Annotated in this window: 25 protein-coding genes and 1 pseudogene; 14 read left to right on the top strand and 12 right to left on the bottom strand. The window is 63.2% G+C overall.

Going from position 1 to position 24,009, the window contains the following annotated elements; translation table 11 throughout:
* Positions 1 to 236 precede the first annotated feature (236 nt).
* The 3 genes from BM349_RS17110 to BM349_RS17115 form a co-directional block, all read right to left on the bottom strand.
* Entirely contained in the window at positions 237 to 638 is a 402-nt protein-coding gene (locus BM349_RS17110; protein WP_139230965.1) for a hypothetical protein, read from the bottom strand.
* 459 nt (positions 639 to 1,097) lie between these two features.
* Entirely contained in the window at positions 1,098 to 1,688 is a 591-nt protein-coding gene (locus BM349_RS18620; RefSeq protein WP_139230966.1) for a hypothetical protein, read from the bottom strand.
* 1,147 nt (positions 1,689 to 2,835) lie between these two features.
* Positions 2,836 to 3,204, bottom strand: coding sequence for an SdpI family protein (locus BM349_RS17115; protein ID WP_091708667.1), 369 nt, complete (start codon positions 3,202 to 3,204; stop codon positions 2,836 to 2,838).
* Positions 3,205 to 3,382: 178 nt separating this feature from the next.
* On the opposite strand from BM349_RS17115, the gene BM349_RS17120 reads away from it, so the two are divergent.
* The 6 genes from BM349_RS17120 (at position 3,383) to BM349_RS17150 (ending at position 8,162) form a co-directional block, all read left to right on the top strand.
* Positions 3,383 to 3,694 carry a DUF6412 domain-containing protein gene (locus BM349_RS17120; RefSeq protein WP_139230967.1) on the top strand — a complete coding sequence of 104 codons (312 nt, stop codon included), beginning with the start codon at positions 3,383 to 3,385 and terminating at the stop codon, positions 3,692 to 3,694.
* Between the two features lie 103 nt (positions 3,695 to 3,797).
* Positions 3,798 to 4,556 carry a YidC/Oxa1 family membrane protein insertase gene (locus BM349_RS17125; RefSeq protein WP_091708671.1) on the top strand — a complete coding sequence of 253 codons (759 nt, stop codon included), beginning with the start codon at positions 3,798 to 3,800 and terminating at the stop codon, positions 4,554 to 4,556.
* Between the two features lie 208 nt (positions 4,557 to 4,764).
* Positions 4,765 to 5,289 carry a hypothetical protein gene (locus BM349_RS17130; RefSeq protein ID WP_091708673.1) on the top strand — a complete coding sequence of 175 codons (525 nt, stop codon included), beginning with the start codon at positions 4,765 to 4,767 and terminating at the stop codon, positions 5,287 to 5,289.
* Positions 5,290 to 5,698: 409 nt separating this feature from the next.
* Positions 5,699 to 5,989, top strand: a complete 291-nt coding sequence (locus BM349_RS17140; protein ID WP_091708675.1) for a hypothetical protein — start codon at positions 5,699 to 5,701, stop codon at positions 5,987 to 5,989.
* 179 nt (positions 5,990 to 6,168) lie between these two features.
* A complete protein-coding gene (locus tag BM349_RS17145) occupies positions 6,169 to 7,668 on the top strand; it encodes a hypothetical protein (protein ID WP_091708677.1) in 1,500 nt (499 codons plus the stop codon).
* Between the two features lie 134 nt (positions 7,669 to 7,802).
* Positions 7,803 to 8,162 carry a WapI family immunity protein gene (locus tag BM349_RS17150; protein ID WP_091708679.1) on the top strand — a complete coding sequence of 120 codons (360 nt, stop codon included), beginning with the start codon at positions 7,803 to 7,805 and terminating at the stop codon, positions 8,160 to 8,162.
* Here the strand turns inward: BM349_RS17150 and BM349_RS17155 are convergent.
* Positions 8,157 to 9,095, bottom strand: coding sequence for an IS481 family transposase (locus BM349_RS17155; protein ID WP_091708681.1), 939 nt, complete (start codon positions 9,093 to 9,095; stop codon positions 8,157 to 8,159). The two genes, BM349_RS17150 and BM349_RS17155, sit on opposite strands and share 6 nt — an antisense overlap.
* Positions 9,096 to 9,488: 393 nt before the next feature.
* Between BM349_RS17155 and BM349_RS17160 the strand changes: the two genes are divergently transcribed.
* Complete coding sequence (locus BM349_RS17160; protein WP_139230968.1) at positions 9,489 to 10,232, top strand: hypothetical protein; 744 nt, start codon at positions 9,489 to 9,491, stop codon at positions 10,230 to 10,232.
* A gap of 100 nt (positions 10,233 to 10,332) precedes the next feature.
* On the opposite strand, the gene BM349_RS18625 is transcribed toward BM349_RS17160, so the two are convergent.
* From BM349_RS18625 to BM349_RS17175, 4 genes are all read right to left on the bottom strand, one after another.
* Positions 10,333 to 10,785, bottom strand: coding sequence for a hypothetical protein (locus BM349_RS18625; protein ID WP_139230969.1), 453 nt, complete (start codon positions 10,783 to 10,785; stop codon positions 10,333 to 10,335).
* A gap of 160 nt (positions 10,786 to 10,945) precedes the next feature.
* Positions 10,946 to 11,323: a hypothetical protein gene (locus tag BM349_RS18630; protein WP_139230970.1), complete on the bottom strand. Its 378-nt coding sequence runs from the start codon at positions 11,321 to 11,323 to the stop codon at positions 10,946 to 10,948.
* 171 nt (positions 11,324 to 11,494) lie between these two features.
* The gene (locus BM349_RS18635) at positions 11,495 to 12,094 is read right to left on the bottom strand and encodes a hypothetical protein (RefSeq protein ID WP_139230971.1); all 600 of its coding nucleotides are present in this window, start codon (positions 12,092 to 12,094) and stop codon (positions 11,495 to 11,497) included.
* A gap of 144 nt (positions 12,095 to 12,238) precedes the next feature.
* Positions 12,239 to 12,742 carry a DUF1990 family protein gene (locus tag BM349_RS17175; RefSeq protein WP_091708690.1) on the bottom strand — a complete coding sequence of 168 codons (504 nt, stop codon included), beginning with the start codon at positions 12,740 to 12,742 and terminating at the stop codon, positions 12,239 to 12,241.
* A 143-nt stretch (positions 12,743 to 12,885) separates the two neighbouring features.
* Here BM349_RS17175 and BM349_RS18640 point away from each other — a divergent pair, with 143 nt between their 5' ends.
* From BM349_RS18640 to BM349_RS17205, 7 genes and pseudogenes are all read left to right on the top strand, one after another.
* A complete protein-coding gene (locus tag BM349_RS18640) occupies positions 12,886 to 13,206 on the top strand; it encodes a hypothetical protein (RefSeq protein WP_139230972.1) in 321 nt (106 codons plus the stop codon).
* Between the two features lie 83 nt (positions 13,207 to 13,289).
* Positions 13,290 to 14,411: a hypothetical protein gene (locus tag BM349_RS17180; protein ID WP_139230973.1), complete on the top strand. Its 1,122-nt coding sequence runs from the start codon at positions 13,290 to 13,292 to the stop codon at positions 14,409 to 14,411.
* A 441-nt stretch (positions 14,412 to 14,852) separates the two neighbouring features.
* Positions 14,853 to 15,617: a zinc metalloprotease gene (locus BM349_RS17185; RefSeq protein ID WP_091708694.1), complete on the top strand. Its 765-nt coding sequence runs from the start codon at positions 14,853 to 14,855 to the stop codon at positions 15,615 to 15,617.
* Between the two features lie 490 nt (positions 15,618 to 16,107).
* Positions 16,108 to 16,680, top strand: a complete 573-nt coding sequence (locus BM349_RS17190) for a hypothetical protein (protein WP_175525349.1) — start codon at positions 16,108 to 16,110, stop codon at positions 16,678 to 16,680.
* Positions 16,681 to 16,948: 268 nt separating this feature from the next.
* Positions 16,949 to 17,725, top strand: a complete 777-nt coding sequence (locus tag BM349_RS17195; protein WP_091708700.1) for a hypothetical protein — start codon at positions 16,949 to 16,951, stop codon at positions 17,723 to 17,725.
* Positions 17,725 to 18,477: pseudogene (rpsB, locus tag BM349_RS17200) on the top strand (30S ribosomal protein S2); the annotation flags it as partial. The gene BM349_RS17195 and the pseudogene rpsB, both read left to right, overlap by 1 nt.
* 635 nt (positions 18,478 to 19,112) lie before the next feature.
* The gene (locus BM349_RS17205; RefSeq protein WP_139230975.1) at positions 19,113 to 19,793 is read left to right on the top strand and encodes a hypothetical protein; all 681 of its coding nucleotides are present in this window, start codon (positions 19,113 to 19,115) and stop codon (positions 19,791 to 19,793) included.
* A gap of 233 nt (positions 19,794 to 20,026) precedes the next feature.
* Here the strand turns inward: BM349_RS17205 and BM349_RS17210 are convergent, their stop codons facing one another.
* The 4 genes from BM349_RS17210 to BM349_RS17225 form a co-directional block, all read right to left on the bottom strand.
* Positions 20,027 to 20,479, bottom strand: a complete 453-nt coding sequence (locus BM349_RS17210; protein WP_091708705.1) for a hypothetical protein — start codon at positions 20,477 to 20,479, stop codon at positions 20,027 to 20,029.
* Between the two features lie 11 nt (positions 20,480 to 20,490).
* A complete protein-coding gene (locus BM349_RS17215; protein WP_091708708.1) occupies positions 20,491 to 20,922 on the bottom strand; it encodes a hypothetical protein in 432 nt (143 codons plus the stop codon).
* 536 nt (positions 20,923 to 21,458) lie between these two features.
* Positions 21,459 to 22,649 carry an IS30 family transposase gene (locus BM349_RS17220; protein ID WP_091708710.1) on the bottom strand — a complete coding sequence of 397 codons (1,191 nt, stop codon included), beginning with the start codon at positions 22,647 to 22,649 and terminating at the stop codon, positions 21,459 to 21,461.
* Between the two features lie 99 nt (positions 22,650 to 22,748).
* Positions 22,749 to 23,987, bottom strand: a complete 1,239-nt coding sequence (locus BM349_RS17225) for a hypothetical protein (protein ID WP_139230976.1) — start codon at positions 23,985 to 23,987, stop codon at positions 22,749 to 22,751.
* Between the last annotated feature and the right edge of the window lie 22 nt (positions 23,988 to 24,009).

Genomic DNA, 24,009 nt, shown 5'->3' on the forward strand with positions numbered 1-24,009 from the left:
TGGGAGTGGTTGATGTCCTCACCATCAGCGTCGCGGTCCCGTTCGTGACGACAGTCGAAATCGGCCGTATAGGCCCGCAGACGGTCGCTACCCGGGCGTGAGGGGAGGGCACGTGCCTCCAGAACGACAGGTTGGGACTCCGAGAGCTCCGCCCGCTCGCGTGGGCGCGGTACGAAGCCCCCGGCGTGAGCATCCGGGGACGAGACCCGGTCCTAATGCTCTCCTGCTGACTGCCGCTATCGCTTGAAGGGCCGCTCGCCTGGCCGCCACACGTCCCAGGTCCCGTGCACATCCAGCAACGCCACTTCGACCGCGGCATCAAATTCCGGATTGGCCTGCAGCGAAACGGTGCCGGTGTCCAGTCGAAGCTCCAATCCGGCCTCTGGACTTGTTCGAAAGGCGAGGACCGTGGAGCCGATCAGTGCGGTGAGCGCCCGCGCCCAACGCTCGTCGGTGGGCGCGAAAGAACTCTGCGCTAGCACCACCGTCGGCAAGACGAAGAAGTCCAGATGAGGAGGAGCGCCGTCCTGGTCTGGATCCGGATCGAACAGCAACTGAATGTAGTCCTCGACGAAGACCACTGAATAGAGACGCCGCCCAACCAGATCGCGGGTCTCGTCGCGCGCGGGTTGCCTCACCCGTGGAGTATATGGTCGCTCGCCGGCCGAGGAACGGTCCTGCAGCGGGCCAACGGGACTGACCACCTAGCGCGTTAGTCGCCCAGCCAACCCGCTAGACGAGATACCGCGACGCCCGCAGCCAACGCACCGCTCGCGAGCAAGAGTAGGCCGGACGAAGCCCAGACTGACGGTCTGCTCCAGGGTCTTGCCCCTGGAACTCTGGCCATCCTCTCCGCAGCTCGCTTCCGATCGCGCACCATGACGATCCCCATGACCATCGCGAGTACTCCTACGACGACGATCAGGACGCTCACCTAACGATTATCGGCTTCGATGAACGTTCGGGACCTCCACCGGGTTGATGCCGGTAGTCGGGCGGCAGCCGCGGCCGACCCAGATTCTGGCTCCTGCAGTCCGCAACCGGGGCGCCCAGCGTGCGAGTCCGAGCGCAGATTGGATCCGCTTCGAAGGGTTGGATCAACGAGCGGCCCAGGATGCGTCTGATGCGCCTTCAGGCGGAGGTCCCGCGATCCCAGACAGACCTACCTGATAGTGGTCGCCCATCACGACCACAGTGATCCGATTCCGCCGGTAGCCGCGTGGTTCGTCATGCCACGTCCCGTCAGGTCGTGCTTCCCATATGTACAGCCAGCGTTTCGTGAGCTTGTGAGGGACACCGATCCAGACCGCGTCGTACTTTCTGTCCTGCTCAATGCCGAAGATCGCGCCTGGTTCCAGTAGCGAGGTGAGCACGCCGGCAGTCGAATCCAAGTCGAGAACACCCAATACGTCGGGTGGCGCGGGTGGCCACTCGGGCTGAGTTCGGGCAAACGCCCTCTCAAATGAGCGATCCGGACGGACCCTGGCAATCTCACGGAGTCGAACGGCGACGTGGCCGTCGAAGAAGCCGCCGTCCATCACTCGCGCCAGGAGCACCCACCGCCGACCCACCGCCACAACGAAGCCAGCGAACTGCTGTCCGGGCCGGGAGACTCGGTCAAGTCGCACGATCTCACCGCTCCCGGTCGCGGTCACGAGCGACCTGCGAAGCTTCTTCCTATTCGGCACACCTCATCATCGCCCAACGCTCTTACGGCACGGCACCTCCGCCGCGTTGTCGAGCGTCATGCCCCGGAATCCAAGTCTCATGCGTCACCCCTTCCCGCGATCGTCGCGATGAGCCTGATGTGCGCCGGTGTACTTGTGGCTGTGGCGATGCGGGGTCCCTTCACCCGCGCGAGCGCCGGCGTCGCCGCGTTTGCGGTTCCCGGCTTCTGAGTGCTGAGCTACCTGGTCCTGCTCGCCCCGTTCGGCTGGGACTGCCCACCGTTCTAGGGGATCCGGGCGATATCGACGCAGACCGATGCGACGCCGCTGTGTGTCTGGGAGGGAGCCGACTTTCCGCTGCAAGCGGCGGCGCAACGCTAGTCGCGCGGAGCGATCATCGGCGCTACTGTCAAGACAACGTTCGTAGAGTTGCGGGTTCGAGCCCCGTCGCCTCCACTCATGGGGGCGTAGCTCAAATGGCAGAGCACAAGGGACCCCGGCTTCGGTCGGGGTTTCTTGCTGCGGAGAGTGGCAGAGGTCCGTGGTTCCGGTTCCGTGGGTTCCGATATCCGCCCCGAAAAGACTGATCGCCTCAACCGCAGCGCAATTCGTGACGCATCCGGTCCCGCAGCGAGAGCGGGGCACGCTCCAAAGACGTGCTCGTGGGTCAGCGGGAAGCCCACCTCGCAAGGTGTGCCAAGAACTCGCGCCGACGCGTTCTTCCTGTCTCGGGAAGCCAGCCCCAGTTGTTTGCCCATACTGCCGTGAGCGGGGTCATACGAATGCGCCCCGAAGGACTTCGCCAGGTCACCCATGCGTTCCCGGGTTCGCGGTCGACTGCGATGATGTGGCCGCGCGGAATGCGGCGCGACCACATTGCCCCCACCGCCCTCAGATGCGTTGCGTCGTAGCTGACCCGAATGCCCCACACCCGGATTAGAAGCCACGCGGCAGCGGCCGCGATTGCGCTCAGCCCCGCATACACCCACCACTCGGCGGGTGAGAGAGCGATCATCCCAGCGGCAGCCACCGAGACCACGACGACGAGCCCAGCGGCGGCAAGGATGCGCAACGGCATTTCCAGTGCGAAGGCCACTAACACCCCTCGATTTCAATGGAGCCGAAACGAGGGATAGCCGAGCCTGTGGCGGCGACAGCGTCGCCCGCGTCAGTAGTCAATACGCACTGCACGCTGGGCAAGACTGAAGCCTCGAAGAGAGAAACCGGCGACGCCAGCGACCCCGAGGAAGAATCCGACTGCTCCGAAGAGGGTGCCGACAGATGTTTCCGGGCCAACCACGAGCGCGACGCCGCACAGGAGCGCGCCGGCCGTCGCGGCGATCGCAGCGCCGAGTATCCACGGCGCGGCTGCAGCATGCGCCCTGTCCCATGCCTCGTCCGACGCCTGTGTCGCTTCGGTGTTGATCCCCAGCCACCGGTTGCGACGGAAGCGTCCCAACCGGATGAGAATGACGATCAGCCAGGCCAGGACGGCGACGATGCTGAACCCGATGCAGCCGGCTAACGCGATATCCATCAGGGCGAGCGTAGTTCGTTCGCGTCCATCGGTGTCGGAGCTACACGTACGAGTACTCCGCCGGGCCGGCGGACAGAAGCCGTCTCATGACCGAGAGCCGGTCCCTCACCGAACAGCGGTGGCCTATGGTCGACGAGCCTCTCGCTTCGCCGCCGGTCGGGGACCGGTGGGTGCTACCGTGGGCGCATTCGGCGGGGAGGTGACAGGGGCGGTGATCGACGTTCTGACTTCCTGGCTGCAGGTCCTCTTGTTCTCGTCGGCTGTCATCGGTGCTGCTGAGGGTGATTCGGCATCGATGTGGGTTGTCGTGCTGGCGTCGGCTGTGGTCATCGTCCTGCTCTGCGCCGTGGATTCGCCGAGGTCGGTGCGGGCCTCGCTCGTCCGACCGCGCGGAGCGATCGACGTTTCGGTGGCGGTCGCGCAGAGTGATCCGGATGCTGCGGGGCATTCGCGTTCGCGCGCACCGGATATCGCGGCTCTGGCCGCGTAGCGCGTCGACGCTCCTTCACCCTGTTCCGGGGTGATGTCTGTGTTCGTCGATGTCTGTCGTGGCCGTTCTGCGACCACCTCTGACATCGACGGACGGACACCTCATGGACCTGTTCTCATTCCCACCTATCGCGGCGATCCTGGATGCGGCGTACGCGCTGCTCATGGGGTTGGCGTCACTGCTGCAACCGATCGCCGGCGGCGCGTCCGCTGCTGTCGCCGTTGTGATCCTCACCCTCGTGGTGCGGACGATCTTGATCCCTACCGGGATCGCGCAAGTTAAGGCTGATCAGACGCGTGCGCGTCTCGCGCCCAAGCTGCACGCCCTCCAGCGCAGACACAAGAACGACCGCGAACGTCTGCAACGCGAAACGATGAAGCTCTACGCCGACGAGAAGGCGTCACCGTTCGCGGGCTGCGCGCCCGTGCTGCTCCAAGCCCCTGTGGTCGGCATCGTCTACGCACTGTTCCTGCACACAGTCATCGCAGGGCACACCAACGACCTCCTTGCCGAGGAGCTCTTCGGTGTTCCCCTCGGATCCAGCCTCATCGGTTCGATCGGAAATGGATCCCTGACGCTACCGGCCGTTGCCGTTTTCGGCGTCGTCATTCTTCTGATCGTGGCCGTCGCAGAAGTCACGCGTCGGCTGCTGCGACCGGATCCCACCACCCTGGCTTCCACTCCAGGTGGGCAGCGAACTCTCCGTTGGGTCGGCCTCCTGCAGTTCGGGACTGCGGTCGCAGCCGTGTTCGTCCCGCTCGCCGCCGGACTCTACCTCCTCGTCACGGTCGCGTGGACACTCGCTCAAAGGGTGATCCTGCGACGGAAGTTTCCCACCGAACCCTCCACCGGCCACGTATAAGTAGCCGAGGGGTCCAGTGCGGCTCGCAGCGCGGTCCCCGCAAGAGCGCCATCGAGCCGAGGTGGGTCGCCCCAAGGCGACCCACCTCGCGAAGTGCTCATCGCGCTGGACGCCTCCGCTTCGAAGAGGGACCCGGTACCGAACATCAGTCGAGCGGAGCGCGTGGACCCAGATGGTGCGTGAGACGACGAGACACGACACTTGATGGATGACCCCGTCGCCGAGCAGGACATCAGATCATCGCAGAGCCGTGCTCATCTCGGCCGCTGGCACGGTTCTGGTGACCGCGTACGCTGCGCTGGCCGCGCTGCAGATTCTCGTCCTCAACCCGCTTGCCGCGGCACCCGGCATAGACCTCAACCAAATTCACGCGGACATGGCAGCGGTCGGCGAGTCGCTGAACGCCCCTGTCGCAGTCGGTGTCTTGGGCCTCGGTATCGGTCTAGCGATCCTCTTGTTCGTGCTGATCGCCGTGCGCCGCGACGTGACCCGCACGGCCGCGATGTTCGGGTACCTCGTGCTGCTGGCCTTCGGAGCGCCGGCATACTTCATCGCGTCGTTTGGCGCCGGGATGGGCCTTGCCGACACGTACATGATCGGCGGCGCCGACTACTCCCCGTGGGCACTCCCGCTCTATCTGACGAGCCTGCTCGCTCTCCTCGCCGCGCTCACGCTCGGCGCCGTCGACCTCACGCGCCGTCATCGTCGGATGACACCCCCGATCGCCACCTAATCACCCCAGACCCGCTTCGTCGCCGCCTCCGCCGCAATTTTCGGAGGACCCAGCATGTCTGAGGTGCACTCTGAAATGCGACGATGCGCGAGAACAGACCGGTCACGCGCGCTGTGATTGACACATCCAGTCGTTTGACGAGCTGAAAACGTACAGTCGAGATTGATTGGTGCGTTGCCCGAGCGTTTAGGGAGCGGCCTGCAAAGCCGTGAACGGAGGTTCGAGTCCCGCACGCTCCTCGAGCCTTTCAACGAGTCGCTCGCGTCGGCCGCTTTGCGATCAATCGGCAGTGCGGCGTCGACCGCACTTCCCTTTTGATCGGTGCCTCACCGCCGTGGCGCGAACTCATGAGACGGAACAACCTATGATCAGGTTCGAACGGTCAGCGGCAGGTGGCGTGTGATGGCGAATGAATAATCTCGCTGGGGGTTTCCTCAGGTTCGTCGGGATACCTATCGCGTTCGTTGCGCTGGTCATAGCGTTCGGTCCCGAACCGGTATTCGCAAAGGTCTTCGGGATCGTCGGTGGCCTGGCGATCGCATTCGTCGTTTACCTGGTCATATGGCGAGTTTCCGCTAAGCGCGAGACGCGGGAGTCCCAGGAGAGGGCCGAATTGCGTCAGATTCGCGAACGCGTCGCTCCCGCGGTGCGTCGCCGCGACCTCAGAAACGAGCGGAACCGCAACGTCGGAGAGAACTAGGCAATCACGGGGGTCAAACCTGTCTGCAGGTCGGTCCTCCATCGTGCGATACGCCGGATGTGTCTCATCTCGTGTTTGGAGTGCCGCAGATCCGGACACCTCGCGCATACGCGACTGGTGCGCTGGGACTGCGAGTCAACTCGCGGCTCGCGCAAGTACGCACATCGTCGATTAGTACCATGAGCGAGATGGAGGCAATTGCTGGCGACGGGACATTCTTCAGCGACTACTTTGGAGTCGCGCCCAAGACCATCGATGATTACGGAGCTGTCGACATCAGCCTTTCCACGGACACTCCGTTGTTCGTGGACCCGTTCCTGCTCTTTTACAGCGAGAAGCCGGAGTACCAGGAGCTTCACGAGGGCATAGTCGCTTACCTAAGCTTCCTGAAGTCTCGTGCGTCCCTGACGTTGGACAAGGGACTGATGAATGCTCTCTATCGATTCCCCGAGATAAAGCAGAACTGGTTGGGATTTAGTCTCGGCACCAACGAAGGCCGAGGGCTCGGTCCTTCGTTCGCCCGTGCACTAAACCAGCAGTTCCTCAAGTCTCTTCGCAACTTCGGCAGCGAGGTGCTCACTGAGTCGAGTCATCTCGAGAAGGTGGCGATCGTCACGCCAGGGGTGGGTCGTGACACGATCAGCGACTTCACTGTCAACCTCATCCACCACTATCTCCTTGAGTACACACAAGCGTTCGCCCTGCAGCACATCGATGCGTCCCTGCTGCAGGAAAGGTCGGTGAATCACGACCTGTTTTCGTATCGATTGGGGAGGTGGATGCCTGGCACCTTCACGCTCCCCGAGTACCGAGGCGACTATGTGCTGTTGACACCGCGAGACATCCTCACGAAGAGCGACACCTGGATCAGTCCGGACGACTTTGCGCACGGCTTCCAACGGATCCCTGACGCGATCCCAAATGACGAGCTCCGTGGACAGGTAAACAGCTACTTCCACGAGCAGCTCGGCGATAGACCGTCAGCCGCCGACTATAAGACTGCGTTTCGTGCAACCGTTGAGCGCTTCCCAGACCTCATCGACTACTACATCGCGCTGCGGGAGGCCGAAGGTGACGGCGCTGTTCAAAGGAGCACTCGCGAAGTCACGCAGGTCCTCGAGGTCTTCAACAAGGCAGCCCCGGAAGTCCAGCGGGTGCTCCGGGCGGCGCTCGCTGAGTCGTCTCAGGCGAGAACGAGCTATGAGGAGGCTCATCGCCTCCTGACGGCATTGAAGCACTGGATTGAACGCAAAGATGGATACGCGCTTTTCAACAAACCCGGGGGACCGTCAGCGAAGGAGCAAGACATCCAGCGAATGTTCGTGCCCTTCTGGGTTGACTCGAGCTATTCAATGGATCGCGAGGTCAACAACGGGCGGGGCCCAGCTGACTTCGTGATCAGCGCCGGGAAATCCGATAAGACGGTCATCGAGTTCAAGCTGGGTGGATCCTCGAGCTTGAAGAAGAACCTTCAAAGTCAGGCGCAAACGTACGCCGCGGCCAGCGACACGGAGCACCACATCTTCGTCATCTTCAACTACACGGCTCGAGATGCCAGCCAGGTGGCACGGGTACTCCTCGACCTCGGTCGGGACGACGACCCTTCGGTCGTTGTTGTCGACTGCCGCCATGACAATAAGCCGTCGGGATCGAAGGCACGCGGCCAACTTGACGTCTAGAGGCGCCAGTCGGACTTGGTGACCCCCGCCCCACGCACTAGAGCCGGTCCCTCTGCGCACGCGATGGCTGCCGCCGGGGGCGAGAGGGAGCCGAGTGGATGGCGCATGCCGCGCTCGCTCCTAGAGTTTGATGCGTGCTGCTCTCATCGCCGACTGGGGACTTCGTCGAGCTTTCCGTCGACGGCTATCAGTTCGGCCACTCGTCCTCCGCCTCGACGGGCGGCTGGGACGAGAACTGGCTGCAGATCTCCGGGCGGGTGAGGTGGGGTGCAGAGTCATGGGTCTTCCGGGATCCATGCCTCACCACTTGGGAAGCGCAGGAGCTGCTGGGCTGGTTTCGACGCACGGTCGAATCGACTCCCGAAGGCATCGACTTCACCGAGCCGAATCTCGCGTTCGACGCCAACTCGAACGACGGATTTGTGGCGACCATTGTCGTCACGCTCAGGGGTGAGGCGGCTGCGCCTAGCTGTGCAACTGACGGAGGGCTATGACAGCGGGTCTTGTGCTTTCTGTTTGAGTCGTTCGTAGGGTGTTTGTCCGCCGAGGGCTCCGTGGGGTCGATCGTAGTTGTAGTGGTCTTCCCATTGTTGGAGGCGTTCGGCGAACAGGTTGGCGTCGTCGATGACCTCGCCTTCGAGGAGTCGGTAGAACTCTTCGGAGTCGATCCGGTGGGATCTCTCTACCTTTCCGTTCAGGCGTGGTGTGCGGGGGCGGATCTTGACGTGGTTGATGCCCTTGTCCAGCAGGTGCCAGTGGAACGCCTGGCCGAATTCTTGGCCGTTGTCGGTCTGGACTTGCTCGACCTGGAATGGGAGCTTCGAGAGGACGTGGTCGATGAACTGGATCGCGATCTTCTGGTCGTTGCGCGGGTAGGCGCGCAGTACCCGGAGTCGGGTGCAGTCGTCGATCGCGGTGTATTGGTAGTACCGCTTCTTCCGGCCGGTCTGCCCGAGCGGCTCAATGAACTTCACGTCGACCTGCAGCTGGTGGCCGGGTCGTTGCTTCTCGTAGCGCTTCCACCGCGTCTGGGTGCGTTTGTAGCGTTGCGAGGCCGGCAGCCGGCTCATGCCGACCTTGTTCAGGATCCGCCAGACCCCGGACGGGCTGATCGTGATGTCGTGATACCGCTTCAGATACATCGCGATCTTGTGCGGGCCGAAGTGGTACTGCTGCCGCAGCCAGAGGATCTTCTCGATCACCTCCGGGTCGGTCTTGTTCGGCTGATGATGCGGGACGCTGGAGCGGTCCTTGAGACCCTCGAAGCCCTCGTCCTCGTATCGTCGGCGCCATTTGTAGAAACAGGTCCGGGTGATCCCGTAGTAGCGGCACGTGGCCGCGACGCTGCCGGAGACTTCCTCGGCATGACGCAGCACGGCCAGCTTGTGCTTGGCTCGACGCTCGAGCTCGCGTTCAGACGACGACATGCAGTCTTCCTTCCCATCAGGAAGACCCAACTGTCAACAACGTCCGTCAGTTTTAGACCTAGCGCCTCCGACGAGACAAGATGGGGGCCGGGTTGCGTCCTCACAATCGGCACGTCGGTGGACGCACTACGTGTTGCCGCCAATGCATGGGAAAGCGATCTCACCGCGCACCCACCCCGGTAGCGGGCGCGTTCCGGGCGCGCGAACCTGCTCTCAGCGGGTCCTCCCGCACGCAGGGTGGTTGTTAGTGGCCCCTGGGCAGCTAGCGGCTGTTCGGACTGGTCATAGTGTTGCGTCATGCGGCGGAGAGGAACGCGCGAAACGCCGGAGGGCGAGGGCATCCCCATTGATCCTCGAGTCCCCCCCGCGACCCGTTGGCCGTACCAGGGCGTCGTGGGTCAGATCGGGCGAGGTCCGCACCGGGGAGAGTGGGTTTACGCGGATCCGACGCGTAACCCGGACGACGCCACTGGTCGGATCCTCGGCTACATCCTCGAACTTCCCCACCGGCAATTGTTCACGCTGGATGGCACGTACCTAATGGATGACGGCGCCTATGACGACATCCGACCGCCTGACAAAGGCGGCTTCATCGACCTGATCACCACGGCTCTAGACATCGAGTGGTCGACCGACGAAGCAGTTGTACAGCGTGCCGTCAGCGAAAGGAGGCATAGGGAAGTTGCCCTGACAGATCCAGCGCAAGAGTCCTTGTCGGCAGAGGGCTGGAGGGAAGGAGACGTCGACGAGATCGACGATGCTGAGTTCAGTCTGGAGTCGGCGCAACTCACTGCGGGCAGGTTCGTCATCCACCGTCGTCTCGACTGGCGGCAGAGCCTTGCGCTCATGGATCCGGACGTGCCCCACGGTTGGCGATGGACACGCGAGGTGCGGCATCGCTACCGGGGACAGATCCGAGACGTCAGGACGCCGGTATGTCTCACAATCGACGGCGCGACGGAGTTTGGAGTGGACGATGAGGCGGGCACTGGCGTCCTAATCCTTGAATCGATTGAGCGGCGACCCGAGGGGATAACGATTGTGGGAGTAATCCCATGCCAAATTCACATCCGGGCGCCGGCACCTCGACTTCGGATCCTGATCGGAGCCCCACACTTGCCTGCCGACGACGAATAGCTCGGCCACGCCGCCGCCGCCGCGATGCGCAGGAGGAGCCTGCGAGCCCATAGGTCGGTCGCTGTCCGCACGAAAGCGAGCGGTTCGAGAGGTCGACTGCTTACTCTGAGAATGGTCGCTGATCGACGAGCCGAGTTACGAGTTCGTACGTCGGATCCTGGATAAGCACCCAATAGACAGGGTCGAACAGCCGTCGGAATCGGGCCGTTTCCATCAGGTCGAATGCGGTCAGCGCCAGTGCTCCGGCCCGCGCGGGGTCGGCGTCGCTGGCCCACTCCGCCAAGTTCCCCGTTGGCCATCCTGCGATGTCCACAGCAAAGCGTGCTGCCTCGGCGCGCCCGTTTCTGGACGCCAAGTCCGACGCCTCTGCTTTGGCGCGGCGCCAGTCGTCAAAACCGCCGGCCACCTTGCCGGCAACCCAGGCGCTGTCCCAGTCCGACCTTGTCCAATTCCATACGGCAGTGAGGTATGCCAGCACTCGTGGGCCCTCGGGTCCGAACAGGTGCGCGTCTATTGGTGTCCATTCTTCGCCAAACGCGCTGACGATCGTCACGCGCTGGAGTCTATCCAGTGCGCCCAATAGGGCTCGGTGGACGGCCGCAAGCCGGTCCGTCTGCGAGCGTTTGGGCGGCAAAGCGTGGGATTGCTCGCCGACCCCGCAGTCCGGTAGGTGAGTAGCTCAGCGTCGGCGCAGGACGATCGGGGGCGAGGAGCTAGCGGCGTCGCCTCATTCTCTTGGTGGCTTCGTCGGCCGCGGTGTTCGCGCCGAACAGGTAGAGCCCGGCCGCAACCGCGCCGATCAAGGCGCTGGCCACAGTGATTGCGTCCCACCCATCAAGCCCGGCATCGATTGCGATGCCCACGCCCGCAATGGTTGCGGCGATGGCGGCAACCACACCTGCGCGTCCAATCCAAGGTGCCGCGGCCTCGTGAGCTTGCTTCCATACTTGATCGGACTCGCGTGCATACCCGGGGAGTCCTAAATAAGGGTTGCGACGAAAACGGCCCGTGCGAATCGACACATACTGGATCGCGCAGACGATTGCACCCAATGCAAAGCCGCCGCACAAGATCAACAGAAGGCGCGACACGCTGTCATCGTACGTCAACGGAACGGACCACTGTGGCTACCGCACACGGACCCGACTCGCGCACATAGCGGTGGGCGAGCGGACGCTCATATGTGGTCTTTCACCAACATCCTTGGCCTGTTGGGGTTGGCCCGCGGGGCAAATTTGCGAACCTCTAGAGTCGCTTCGGGTCTATCGAGTCCTCGCCGACTGTCGCGAAGGTCTTCTGCGCTGAGGGGCCGTCGACACGGGTATATCTGACGGCTTGGGAACGCGAACAATCTCCTCAAAGTTCTGCGCATTGAGTCTCAACTGAGCAAAACCCCACATGGCCGCCATGTGGACGGCGTACGAAGCCAGGAGGTCGCACACCTGCCACGGTGGAGTTGAAGGATCGATTTCCCATCGTCCAAGGTCTGCAGCCTTGACTCCGATGGTTCCAGCAGCGAGTTCCAGGCTCATGCCGAGGCCTTCGCGCAGCAACTTCAGGTTGATGTGTGAGACGACTGGATTCTCATCAGTGCGGTTCGGCCGCTCAAGAATCGCCATAACTCGCTGCTCGATGGGAGACAGGCCACGGAATTCGGTTTCGGTTCGCGGCGTGTCAAGTTTGGGCGCAATCGAAGGCCGACGGGCCTTCGACCTGAGGATCATTCGCCTGCCGATCTCATCGGCTTGGTACTGGGCGAGGTCTGAGTTCGGCCGCAGATCCTTCAACCCTATGAATCGACCCTCGAGCTGGACGTCCCTAACTGGGACGTCGTAGAGGTTCGCCAGTTCGAATACCTTCAAGATTGCCTCCAGCCGTGATGCCGTTGCGCACTCCCATTGTCTCCCGGCACTGCGACATGCCTTCGTTTCGGGACGAAATTTGGCGGGCGCGCGACCGCTGGTCAGCCGAAGACGCGGCACACTCCGTCGCTGGGTGGGCGTAGCTCAACGGGCAGTGGTCTGGTCGAGGGCCTGAAGGTAGCGGTCGGTGGTCTTCGTCTGTACCAGTCGAGCCACCGGGCCGCCGAGGCGAGTGAACCAGCGGGCTGGTGCAGAGAACGCCACGATCCTGAAGGTCACTTCGCCGGACGGCGTGAGGCGGACCTCGAAGCGCTCTTCCCCACGCTCCGGGTGACCGGGCAGGGTGCCGTAGGCGAAGCCGCATGAGTCGGCAGTCCGTTCGGCCCAGACCACAACACAGGGAATGTTGAACCGGAGTGGGCCGACCCGCAATCTCATCTGCACCTGGGTGCCTTGCCGGAGCGGCACCTCGGAGAGGTGAACGGTTGCGCCGGCACGACGCTGAACAGCTCCGGTGAGTAGATCGTCCGCGGCTTGCTCGAACGCTTCCCGACCGTGTCCGATTACGCGTTCCACTCGCAAGTGGTGATACCCGGGCGGCAGCACGCCAGCGGTGGCGCCAACTTCCGGGTATGTGACGATGGGCATCCGCCCAGGCTAAGCGCCCGGAGCGAAGAGAGAATCTGTCGTCAGGTCGCTGTGCGCTCAGATGCGCTGGCCGCGCCGCGGCCTGGCGACCACAACGCGGTCCTCGAACGTAGAGGCACCGGCGCCGCTGACATCATGTTCATGTGAGCGTTCTTCGACGCATGGCGCGCGAGAGCAACCGGTCGGCAGAGGTTCTGCTCGACGGCTACCGCCTGCCGCCAATCAGTGAATCCCACCTGATGGTTAGTCCTGAGGCTTGGAACGTTCTCGTCGACGTAGATCAGTTGCAAGCGGATCTTGCCGGATCGCGAACTTGGGAGCGCGGGGCGGACGGCATAGCGTTGCGGAGTGTGATGCATCTGACCTGCGCGACGCTAAGCGTCCGCGCCGCCGACGCCGGGTTGGAATCTGTATCCGTTCGGCTTGTCGCCCTCGGCGAACTGCTCAACGATCCAGTCCATTAGCCGGTCCCAGCCATACGCGGCCTACTGCCCGCCGGCCGGTCCTTCGACGGGCACTGCGCGTTTGTGCTACCAGATGAGCCGTCGTGATCAATGAACGCGGCGCCTTCGACTCCCACGGCCGTCACCGACCGAAGGGATACGGTTCCGTCATGCGGATAGCCAGGTTTGCGCTCGTGACCCTGAAAGGCACAGCGGTGAGAGATCTTCTCCACGCGCAAGAGGGGCAGCTCTTGCTCGAGACCGACGGCATAGTTGTCTCTCTTGATCCAGAGCCGAACACTACTGACCGTCTCATTGTCCTAGCCTCTATGGAATCCGAGCGAAACGCGCTGGTCGATGTGAACGGCGATGGCCTCGTCCCGCTGCGACAAATCCGCGCTCTCGAAGCTGTCATTGCCGAGGTTGTGGACTTGCTTACGATCGCGAGCGGACAAGCGCCGGCTGTCTCGTCGTTCGAGCCCGAGTTTGGCTTCTTCGACCTCACTGGTGATGACAGAGCGTTCATCAACGGTTTGGGTGAGCTTCGCCTCGACAGCAACTGGCAGGTAGTCCGCCCTCGGGACGGAGGTGAAAGCCCCAATCTCCGTGATCTGGTTTCGATCGACCTTAGCGATCGGTCAGACGGTGTTCGCCTTTTGGCGGAGGCGCTGTCATCCGATCACCCGACGGGCAAGTTTCGAGAGCTCTGCAGACTCTTTGAGCGAGCCTTCGGACTGGGACCGCATGCGCTCGTCGGTCCATTGTCGGAGTTCCTCTCGGAGTATGAAGTGTTGGCTGTCTCCGTTGATGAGGTCTCGGCTTGGCTCGACAACTTGCGCCACCTGGCAACCCATGCCGATCGGCGGGAGCAGTTTGCAGTTGCATCTGACGTCATTCCAGTGCTTCCAAGGATCCTGTTCGCCGCACGTGACGTGCTCTTCAACAAGGCAGTCTGGCGGGATGCATCGACGACTCGGCGCCAGGGTTGGAGGCCCGCCATCGCGCCGTTGGCGAACGGGATGGCAGTTGTGCAGGGCGCCGTTCTCTCACTGCAGTGGCAGGTGCTCGACCGTTTCGGGGTGTACCCCCTTCGACTCGGCGGGGAAAGAACCACGATTCGACTCCCGCACGATTGGATTGCAGGAGATGCCGGCACCCGTCCGCCCGGCGATGGCATTCTCAACGTCGTACCCGACTCGCTGCTCGGGCGTGCGCCAGACTCGTGACCCTGGATCGACCAGACGTCCTTCCACCAAACGGAACCGGCCGCGACCTATCAAACCGTAGCCGGCTTGAGCCCGAGAATGACCGACTCGCCACGCACGATCCCTAATCGGCCCCTGCACGTAGGAGGTCCGGCGCGGGCGCCGTCAGCGGGTGTGATTGCGATCCTCATCCGTGCGCGGGCTCGCATCGGATCGCTCACCGGACAGTGTTCAGGTTGGGTTTCGCCTGGTACTCGAGGGTTTGCAAGGCGGCGTTGAGGGTTGGCTCGAATCGGGGAGATGCGCGATCCGCCCGGTATGGGCGATCCTAGAAGGCGCCCAAATCGTCCCAACATGGGAGGCACCGATGCCAGTGAAGTTCGAGGTCGGCGTCGACGCGGAAGAGCAACACCGCTTCTGCCAACGGCGCAACCATCCGCATCGGTGTGTTCGGAGTCGCTCGTGAGCTTCATCGGTGACGTTTGGGACGGTGTTAAGGGTGCCGCATCCGGGTTGTGGTCGTTTGCAAAAGGCGCTTTCTGGCACCTTGTCGGAGGCGTCCTGGAGTTGCCCACATTTATCGGTATCATGCCCGCCAAGAAACTACGGCTGAGTGTGAAAATTCTGATTCAGCGAGACCCGAACACCAACGGTCTGTCGTTGGTGGCCGCACGAGACGATGTCGAAACGGCGGTGCAGACCGCTGTCGATATCTACTGGGCCGAAGCCAAGATCCGCATGGTCGGCGCGGGGGGTGGCCCTATCGTCACCGTCGTGCCGGAACCGGCTCCGGAGTACGTGCTGTTCCCTCCCTGCGGCGACAAGTCTGACTTCGTCACCAGCCAGTTCAACGAGGTAGGTGCGTGGTTCAGGGATCACCGCGTAGAGAACATCGGGGGAGCCCTTGCCGGCATCGGCTCTCCGATCACCGTCTTCATTGTTAATACAGTCGGCGGCCACGGGGGGTGCGCAGTAGCTGGCTTCTTCGGCTCGTACGCCTACGTGGGCAAGGATTGGATGACCCGCAACAACCAGGCGGATGCAGACGGAGTGACACTCGCTCATGAAATCGGGCATGTTCTCGATCTGAGCTTGACTTCGCACTTTCCGAGCAAGGACAACGTGATGAATAGCGACTCTCAAGTCCCGCCGAGATCAAAATTTGTCGCTTACCAGCAGTACTGGATTCGCGGTAGCCAACACGTCACTTACATGTGGCCGTGGTGACCGGTTCTCCAGAGGGTCAGGTCGCTCAGGAGGTTTGGCCGTCTCGGTCAGTTCGCGCAGCCGTGGCAGTTCCTGAACCAGCCGGTCGAACAGGTCGGGCCACCCGTGCCGGAGCCGAGTGATGCGCCCGTAGCCGCGCGAGTTCGCGTCGACGACCACCGAGACCCGCAAAGGGTAGTCGGGAGCACCGAGGTGACGAAGCTGCGCGTACACCGGATTGACCGGGATGTGATTGCGCTCGAGGTGGGCGCACACGTCGTCGGCGGCTCTCCAGTCCCAGACGGGGCTGAACGCCACCGTGCCGCAATTGCGTCGGATGAGGCCGCCATGGGCAGCGCGGTTGTCGGCTTTGGACGATCCCTAAACGAGCGATGCACGTGGAAGGCGCCTCCGCGAGCGGTGCCGATGCGATGTCGCTCCTACTCCATGCTGCTCTGACGCGACGCGACGCAGATGTCGGAAGTCCGATGCAGGATTCGCTCGGGAGGTCATGATGACAGACGTCATATCCGCAGCGGGATCCCTCTCGGCTGCGCTCGTTTCAGGAAAGATGACGGAGTCACAGCTTCGGTGGAGCCGCCGCCATGCCAGCGGGACGGCACTCATCCATTCGCTACTACCGATCAGTCGACTGCTGCAGCAGTGGGACATCGCCACGGACACCGCGACGTGGGCGACGGCCGGCATCAATTGCATGACGACCGTGCAGGCTGAGCGCTCCGCGATGCCGCGGCAGTGGGCGCACCTAGAAGGCAGCTTGCGGGCAGCGCTAGGCGAAGCTAATGGTCTTGGCCATGCTGACAGAATCTCGGTCGACGACTATCGCGAGTTCTTCAATCCCGACCGCGTTTGGATTGACTTCGCCGCCGACTATCTCAGCCTCGTACTCGCCGGTGTCGGCTATTGGCGCGAAGAGTCGTCCACGCGACGCGCGGGCAGAGTTCGGATCCCCAGTTTCGACCGGTGGCTGCAGGAGACCGGCCGATACTTCCCGGGGCTAGGAACGTGGCCATCCGCTGAGGTGCTCATGAAGCACCGCGTCGGGCGATCCATCCTTCCCTGATCAACCGCGGCTCGTGGGCCGGCCCCGCGGCATCCCTACTCGCGCACCGCTCGCTCATGGACGGGGGCGGGCGCGGGCGCGTGCGGAGGGCATCCTTGTTCGTGCGGTGCGCGGTGACGGGACCTAACCGTGCCGAGGGTGGTCCGCCGCAATCTCTCCTCCTGTTGAACGAGGTCGCCTGTCACTTGAAAGGAGCTCCGACCCTCCGCGGGCCCGCGTGCGCAGATCGGGAGGCGGCCGATGGGTATCGTTGCGCTACTATCCGCATATGACTGGGGGTACAGGGATCGCCAACGGCGTGCCGTCGATTGTCGACCGTGCAGGGTACGCGATAACGCTGAACGATTTGGAATTCCTTGGTCTCACCGTCGACCAGGCCAATGCGATGAAGAGCAGAACTCTGCCGCTGGGGATGAGCGCGGGCGTCTACCAGGAGTTTGTCGAATCATTGCGCGGCGCCCTGCATGATGAGGGGGCGACAGATGCCGATGTGCGGATCCAAGGCAGCTCTGTGAAATTCTTCTCTGGCCACCACAAGTCCATGCCATGGGATCGGGACGAGATCGAGGATGAGTATCTCAAGGCGAATGGCGCGAAGTCCCCATTGTCTGCGTACTCTTTGAACTCGATTGTCGAGGGCTTGACGAAGCACTGGCCAGATCGCGCTCATCGGCCGGAGGCCAGGCCCTTCGATGCCCTTTATCGCGTCGGAGTGCACAACGAGGCGAGCGACTACGACGTCCAGATTTCTAGCTTCATTCTGGTGGAGAAGGTCCGGGCACAGATCCGGAGAAGAGGCGTTGAGCCGACAGATCTGCGCGTGAACAAGCCCACTTACAACTTCGTCAAGAAGGAGTACTCGTCACAGCTGGCGTATCTCGCGCAGTGGGCTGCGAACGCGTGCGAACTTGCGGGCCGGCCGGTCACTGTCGCGGTCTTCGACGGGGGAGGGCCCCCGGATGTTCGAGATGAGTTCGGGGAGTTGTCGAGCCATTTCCGGAACGATGACGACTGGATCCTGTTTTCGCCTGCGTTTGGCTCATGATGGCCGTCGTCACCATTCGCCAGCTCCTCGACGGCGGCGTGCACTTCGGACACCAGACCCGCCGGTGGAACCCGAAGGTCAAGCGCTTCATCCTCACGGAGCGTAGCGGCATTCACATCATCGACCTGCAGCAGTCGCTGACGTACATCGACAAGGCGTACGAGTTCGTCAAGGAGACGGTCGCGCACGGCGGCACGGTTCTCTTCGTCGGAACGAAGAAGCAGGCGCAGCAAGTCATCGCCGAGCAGGCGACTCGTGTCGGCCAGCCCTACGTCAACCAGCGCTGGCTCGGTGGCCTCCTCACGAACTTCCAGACGGTTTCCAAGCGCCTCGCGCGCATGAAGGAGCTGGAGGAGCTCGACTACGACAACCCGGCGGACAGCGGCTTCACCAAGAAGGAGCTGTTGCTGAAGAAGCGCGAGCTCGACAATCTTCAGAAGTCGCTCGGCGGCATCCGCAACATGTCGAAGACCCCGTCGGCGATCTGGGTAGTCGACGCCAAGCGCGAGCACCTCGCGGTGAACGAGGCGACGAAGCTCGGCATCCCGGTGATCGGCATTCTCGACACGAACATCGACCCGGATGAGTTCCAATACCCGATTCCCGGCAACGACGACGCGATCCGCTCGGTGGCTCTGCTCACCCGCATCATCGCCGACGCTGCCGCGGAGGGGCTCATTCAGCGCCGCCATCCATTGGTGAAGTCGGCCGAGGCCGAGCCGCTGGCTGATTGGGAGCGGGAATTGCTGGAGCAGACGACTGCGCCAGGTGTGTTGGACGTTATCGGCGACGTTCCGATCCAGCACGCCAACCCTGACGCAGCCCGAGTTCCGATGCCCTGGCTCAGCCACCTCGTTGAAGTAAGCGACGAGCCCATCGTCACCCTCTTCCAATCGGAGTCACCGATCGATGGTTCAGTCAAGGAATTGCTCGAACAGCGGCTAGGCATCACCTTCTGGACACTTAATGACCCCGACGAGTGGGTCCTCGGGTCGAGCGTATTTGGCAGAGACACGGCGCACCCCGTGGTGATCCGAGCAACTCGCAGATCGGGCGATGAACAGGGCTACCAGATTCAACTGGTGGATCCTAGAGGTTCCAGTTTGTTGCGCACCAGGATCATTCGGCTCTTCAGCTCCTTGCATGAGGAATTGGAGCCGTCTGGCGTGCCGTCTCAGGAGTTGCCGAGGCAAGCTGACCTCAAAGGCGAGTTGATCGGCGAAGGTGCCGAGGAAGCTATTGCGGAGGCGGCAGCAGAAGCGGCCGAGGCGGAATCTGACTGGAGTTGGCGCTAACTGCCGGATTCCCTCCGCCTGGCGATCAGTAGGCGGACTGTGCGCCCGCAGGTCTCCCAGGCCGCGCCGGTGGTGAGCTCTAGCGTGTGGTCATGGTGAAGTTTGAGGACGTGCCCAAGGAGCAACGGCTCAACTACTACACGGGCGAGATCGTGATTAGCGATAGTTTCGCCGAGCACGAGGCACGGGTGGTCTGGCGGGAGTTGGAGCGTGCTCATCTCGTGTCGGGGAAGCAGCCTCACATGTTCGGAAGGCTGCTGCCGCGGCTTCGCGACGCATTTGCGATGCCACAAGTGCCGAATGACCTCCGCGAGATCGCTTTGGAGTTGCTCGACACCACCCGGAAGTGGCATCAGTACCGGCGCGATTTGGTCCATGACCTGCTCGTGATGGGTAGGGGGCGAACCGATGACGTGCACTCGGCTTTTCGCAAGCATTCGCCGCGGCCGATGCGAGAAATCGTCGATTGCGCGAGTGGGCTTCGGGAGTGCAGTTACCGACTCCGTGGATTGTGGATCATCTCGCCGCACTGGCTCGGCACGGCAGAGGAAGTGTGGGAGGAGGCCGATGACCTGAGGTCATGGACGCGCGTGGCGATGGGACACCTCGCCGACGTGCCTGGCGTCATTATGGGCACCAAAGGTCCCGCTCCGGAGCCACCCCCGGGATGGGACGGGATTGTCGCGGCGGCTGCCGCCGACCGCGAAACCAGGGAGACTCAGACGAATGGGTTGCAAGTTGTCATCGACCCGTTCGAGGTTAGTGACTATTGACGAAGTAGCCGGGGGTGTGGAACAGATCGACGATCCTCATGCGGGCGCCGCGCGATAGGGGAGCGTGGCGGACGGTCGCCCGTGCGTGCGATCGCCATCCCGATACGAGCATTGCACCCAGGAGGGTTTCTCTCAGGGTGCGTCGGGCTATCGTGCGGCGGCAGGCGGTATCCCCGCTCCGAACGGAGGCGAGCCTGAGGCGCGCCGGCTACCGTGTGTCGCCCGTCGAGGAGCTACCGCGGTGCGAGGCCGAGCCGCCGACGCACCCGCTGCACGTGTAGCCAGTCCTGGTCATCGGCGCCGAGCCTGAAGCCGGTCGGCGGCTGGCCCTCCCACTGACTCGAGGTCGTGACGCCGCCCGCGCGGGCGATGGCTGCCACCTCGTCGCCGTCGAGTGTTCGATCGGGGTGGTCTTCGAGACGCTCTGCGGTCGCCGTTGCGATCTCGCGCCACCAGACGGGCTCGACGAGATCGGAGACGTCGAGCTCGTCGCCTTCCTCGGTGATGACAGTGACGAGCTCTCCTGAACCGTGCTGGATCGCGCCGCCCCGCATGACGACGGCGCCGTGGAACTCGTCAGTCCCGGTGATCACGAGGCGGCGCAGGGCCTGGGCCGCGTGATCGGCGGTGTCGTAGCCGCCCGTGCGGTGATGGTGGTCGGTGAGGTACTCGAGGTGGAAGCTCATATCGTCAGTGGTCAGACCAGGTGTTGACGGATGGCTCGGACGACTTTGGGGAACTCGTCCCGGAACGCACCGGCGAACTCGACAATGCCAGCCTCCGTCTCGATCCAGGCGTTGGCCACGACCGTCTGCCGCCCTGGCTCCGCGATAACGCTCAGGGAGCGGATACGCGACCACGGGATGAACTTCGCGTCGGGATAGGCATCCATTGAGAATTCGTGGTCGAGCGTGATGACCCCGCCGGCCACGACTACTCGGATGTGGAGGCCGCTCGCCTTCCCGCCGCCGGACATCGTGTCGTCATACCAGGATGCGTGGGCTTCGATGTCTTCGTCGCCGATAGTGGCGCTTACGCTCCCGAACGCTCCGAGCGCCATATGGGCGTCGTCGTGCTCTTCGAGGGTGCGGAGTCTGAGCTGTTGCCGCAGATCGTTTGGGTTCATCATGCTGCGGACTCTAGCCGGGCGGGCCGACATCGCCCGCGACTGTCTTCGGCTTGTGAAGATTGGTCGTCGGAGCATGCCGAGCGTCGCCGATCTCGTACTGTGAGCAGCAGACCCGTGTTCCTGGTTGTTCGACGTCTTGGTGTTCCTCACAGCGTGGGGACTCACGGTCATCCTGACGACGAGGGGTTGGTGGCGCGTCGCCCCGCCAGTGGTGGGCATCGCCGTATCCCTCGTCCCCGCAGCAGCCGTCCTTCGGTGGGTGTTCCTCGGAGTCTGGTGATGGCGTCGCGCCGCGTGAGATTGCTGTCGTCGGCAATCACCCGGGCGATCGGACCACCTGGCGACAGCTCGACGCTTCGACCAACGCAGACGACGTCTCAGACCATGTCTGCGTTCGGCGTTTGTGCATCTCATTGGCTACAGGCGATCGAGGCACGCCTTCGAGACGGTCGCTCGCTCACCGGTTGGCTGGGGATTCACCTGACTGTCGACGACGCTCGAAAAGTAGGCCATTGCGACGTCTTGTATTCCAGCAGTCATCGCAACGAGGGCGGATTCTCGGAGGCTAGCAGTGCCGCGAAGAGGTCGGCTGGCGCTCGGTCACCGAGGGTGATGCGGGGTCGGCGGTTAAGCTCGTTCTCGACGCGTCTGAGGTCTCGGGCGGTGTGAATGGAGAGGTCTGTGGACTTCGGGAAGTACTGGCGGAGAAGCCCGTTGGTGTTCTCGTTCGATCCTCGTTGCCAGGGACTGGCGGAGTCGCAGAAGTAGATCCGTGTGCCGGTCGCCTGGGTGATCTCGAGGTGTCGGGCCATCTCCGTGCCCTGGTCCCACGTCACCGTTCGCCGCAACGGTGGCGGTAGCTCGTTGAGAGTTCTGACGAGCGCATGCAGAAGCTCGGTTGAGTTGTGTGCGGGGAGGTGCAGGAGCCGCACGAACCGGGTCTGCCGTTCGACGAGCGTGCCTATCGCGGAGCGGCTGCGCGGGCCGACGATGAGGTCCCCTTCCCAGTGACCTGCGATCGACCTGTCGGTCGGTTCGAAGCCGCGGTCGTGAACAGAAAGCATCGGCTGAGCGAACCGTCGTCGGGTGCGAACCTGCCGGCTCTGACCGCGTCGATGGTCGCGCCCAGTGCGCAGCGGTGACGGCGCGGGTTTCCGGATGATGCCCGAGTCTGGTCGGTAGATCGCCTGATAGATCGTCTCCGTCGCCACGCGCGCGCGGGGTTCCGCCGGGTGCGCGAGCTTGAGTGAACGAGCGATCTGCTGCGGGCTCCACCGCTCCTGCAAACGCGCGAACACGAAGGCGCGCAGCGCAACATCTGTGGACAGCTTGAGCGGTCGGGTGCGCCGCCGACGCGTCGCCGCGGCGGAGTGCGCGTGAAACGGGCGGTACTGGCCGGAGGAGTGCAGGTTCCGTCGCAGCTCCCGGCTGATCGTCGAAGGTGCGCGTCCCAACGCGAGGCCGATGGCGGTCGGGCCGAGGCCTCGACTCGCTAGATCGGCGATCTGGATGCGCTCAGCCTCGGAGAGGAATCGTGACGAGATCGTGCGGGCGGCGAGCGGCTCGAGCGGTGGCACGAACTTGACCGTGCCATCCTTCTGCCGCACGAGCCAACCGTTCTTCCAGCGATTCCCCGACGACCGCGAGATCCCCAGCTTCGTGCACGCGCTGCGCACCGACCAACCCTGCGCGAGCAGCTCGAGAAGCTGCCGGCGCTTGTCCGTCATCGGGCGACGACCCGGACCTTTTGGAACACGACGAGATGACATGCGAGAACCCCTTTCGGATGATCCTCGTTGCGACCGTCACTGGAAACCACCCCGTCGCTATGGCCTCGTTTTCAACCGTCGCCGACACCTGACGTCGCGCGAACTCGTCGGTGTACCGTCCGCGTCCAGCATCCGCACGACACAGCCCGCTTTGACGTCTTGGAGAGTGAGATTCGTTGGCGGCGCCAGGCTATAGCCCTTTCCTGGCGCTAGCTGGCCCCATCCATTAGCGTCCTCGTCGTTCGGCGACGCCCTCGCGACCAGGTCTGGAAGCAGGTCCGTCAACTCGTCCAGACGGCTGATGACTGCGGTCCCGTGGCGTTGGGGAGCTTTCGTTCTCCGCACGAGGTCGACGGCGTCCTTGTCCGCCACAACGACGTCGCAATATGGGATCGCGGTACTAAGCGCGTCTACATCGCGGAGCATGTTCCAGTTCCAGCGACGGCTGGAGTTTCGATAGATCTCGAGCTTCATTTCTGCCGAGATCCTCAGGGTTGGAACACGCTCCACGAAGGCTACGGCCCGCTCGCGCGACTTCACGCCGTCGGCAGTCGGGCTGATCGCTGAGAACGAGAGTCGGTACTCAACGAACAGCGAGTTGAGCAAGTCGAGATACTCGTGGCTCAGTTCGCGAGCGAGCAGCCAAACCCGCAGCTCAGACGGCGCGGGTCGCTGATCCTCAGCTAGCCGCGCTTCGAGCAGCTGCTCCCAAGCCAGCCGATTCCCCGCATCTGTTTCGTGGGCGCGCGGGTGTTTGTAGCCGTCCCCCGCCAGGATCGCCAGGTCTTCGTCGGCGGGACCCGCCAGCATTGCAGCCTCCGCGTGCTGATTGATCTGTCGCAGCCAGATCGGGTCAATAGACGGGACGACGCGGCCATCGGAGTCGATGACACGAAGAAACGCGTGCACGCCTCGAAACGCCCAGTTGAACCCGACGCCCAGCGGCTCGACGGCTGGTGGGCGAAACGTCGGTCGCCCAACCGTTTCGTGAAGCGCCGATAGGAACTGCTGACGAACGAGGTCCGTCTGGCAACGCAACGTGCGCATCTCGCTGACCGTGGCCATTACCGCCGCCAGATCACGGCGCTGGGTTGGGTCCGTGATCCGCAGCGTCTCTTCGTAATGCGTCGCCGACAGCGGAAACGTGACGCCGGCGGTGCTCGCCGTCCGTATCGCATCTAGCGCAACGGTGTCTGCCGGAGCGCGGGGACGACCCGCTTCCGCCAGTGCGAGACGAATCCAGACCCACTGGTCTAGGTACACCGTGGGCCTCGATGTCTTTGCCGCGAGCGTCACGGACACTGGATCAACTTCTGAG

Source organism: Microbacterium sp. cf046, from assembly GCF_900114345.1.
Lineage (GTDB): Bacteria > Actinomycetota > Actinomycetes > Actinomycetales > Microbacteriaceae > Microbacterium.

Coding starts and splice junctions, on each gene's coding strand:
- BM349_RS17140 (WP_091708675.1), top strand. CDS start 5,699: ATGAATAATCTCGCTGGGGGTTTCCTCAGGTTCGTCGGGATACCTATC.
- BM349_RS17190 (WP_175525349.1), top strand. CDS start 16,108: ATGATGACAGACGTCATATCCGCAGCGGGATCCCTCTCGGCTGCGCTC.
- BM349_RS17155 (WP_091708681.1), bottom strand. CDS start 9,095: ATGTCGTCGTCTGAACGCGAGCTCGAGCGTCGAGCCAAGCACAAGCTG.
- BM349_RS17215 (WP_091708708.1), bottom strand. CDS start 20,922: ATGATGAACCCAAACGATCTGCGGCAACAGCTCAGACTCCGCACCCTC.
- BM349_RS17195 (WP_091708700.1), top strand. CDS start 16,949: ATGACTGGGGGTACAGGGATCGCCAACGGCGTGCCGTCGATTGTCGAC.
- BM349_RS17145 (WP_091708677.1), top strand. CDS start 6,169: ATGAGCGAGATGGAGGCAATTGCTGGCGACGGGACATTCTTCAGCGAC.
- BM349_RS17210 (WP_091708705.1), bottom strand. CDS start 20,479: ATGAGCTTCCACCTCGAGTACCTCACCGACCACCATCACCGCACGGGC.
- BM349_RS17130 (WP_091708673.1), top strand. CDS start 4,765: ATGACCCCGTCGCCGAGCAGGACATCAGATCATCGCAGAGCCGTGCTC.
- BM349_RS17125 (WP_091708671.1), top strand. CDS start 3,798: ATGGACCTGTTCTCATTCCCACCTATCGCGGCGATCCTGGATGCGGCG.
- BM349_RS17115 (WP_091708667.1), bottom strand. CDS start 3,204: ATGGATATCGCGTTAGCCGGCTGCATCGGGTTCAGCATCGTCGCCGTC.
- BM349_RS17205 (WP_139230975.1), top strand. CDS start 19,113: ATGGTGAAGTTTGAGGACGTGCCCAAGGAGCAACGGCTCAACTACTAC.
- BM349_RS17175 (WP_091708690.1), bottom strand. CDS start 12,742: ATGCCCATCGTCACATACCCGGAAGTTGGCGCCACCGCTGGCGTGCTG.
- BM349_RS17220 (WP_091708710.1), bottom strand. CDS start 22,649: ATGACGGACAAGCGCCGGCAGCTTCTCGAGCTGCTCGCGCAGGGTTGG.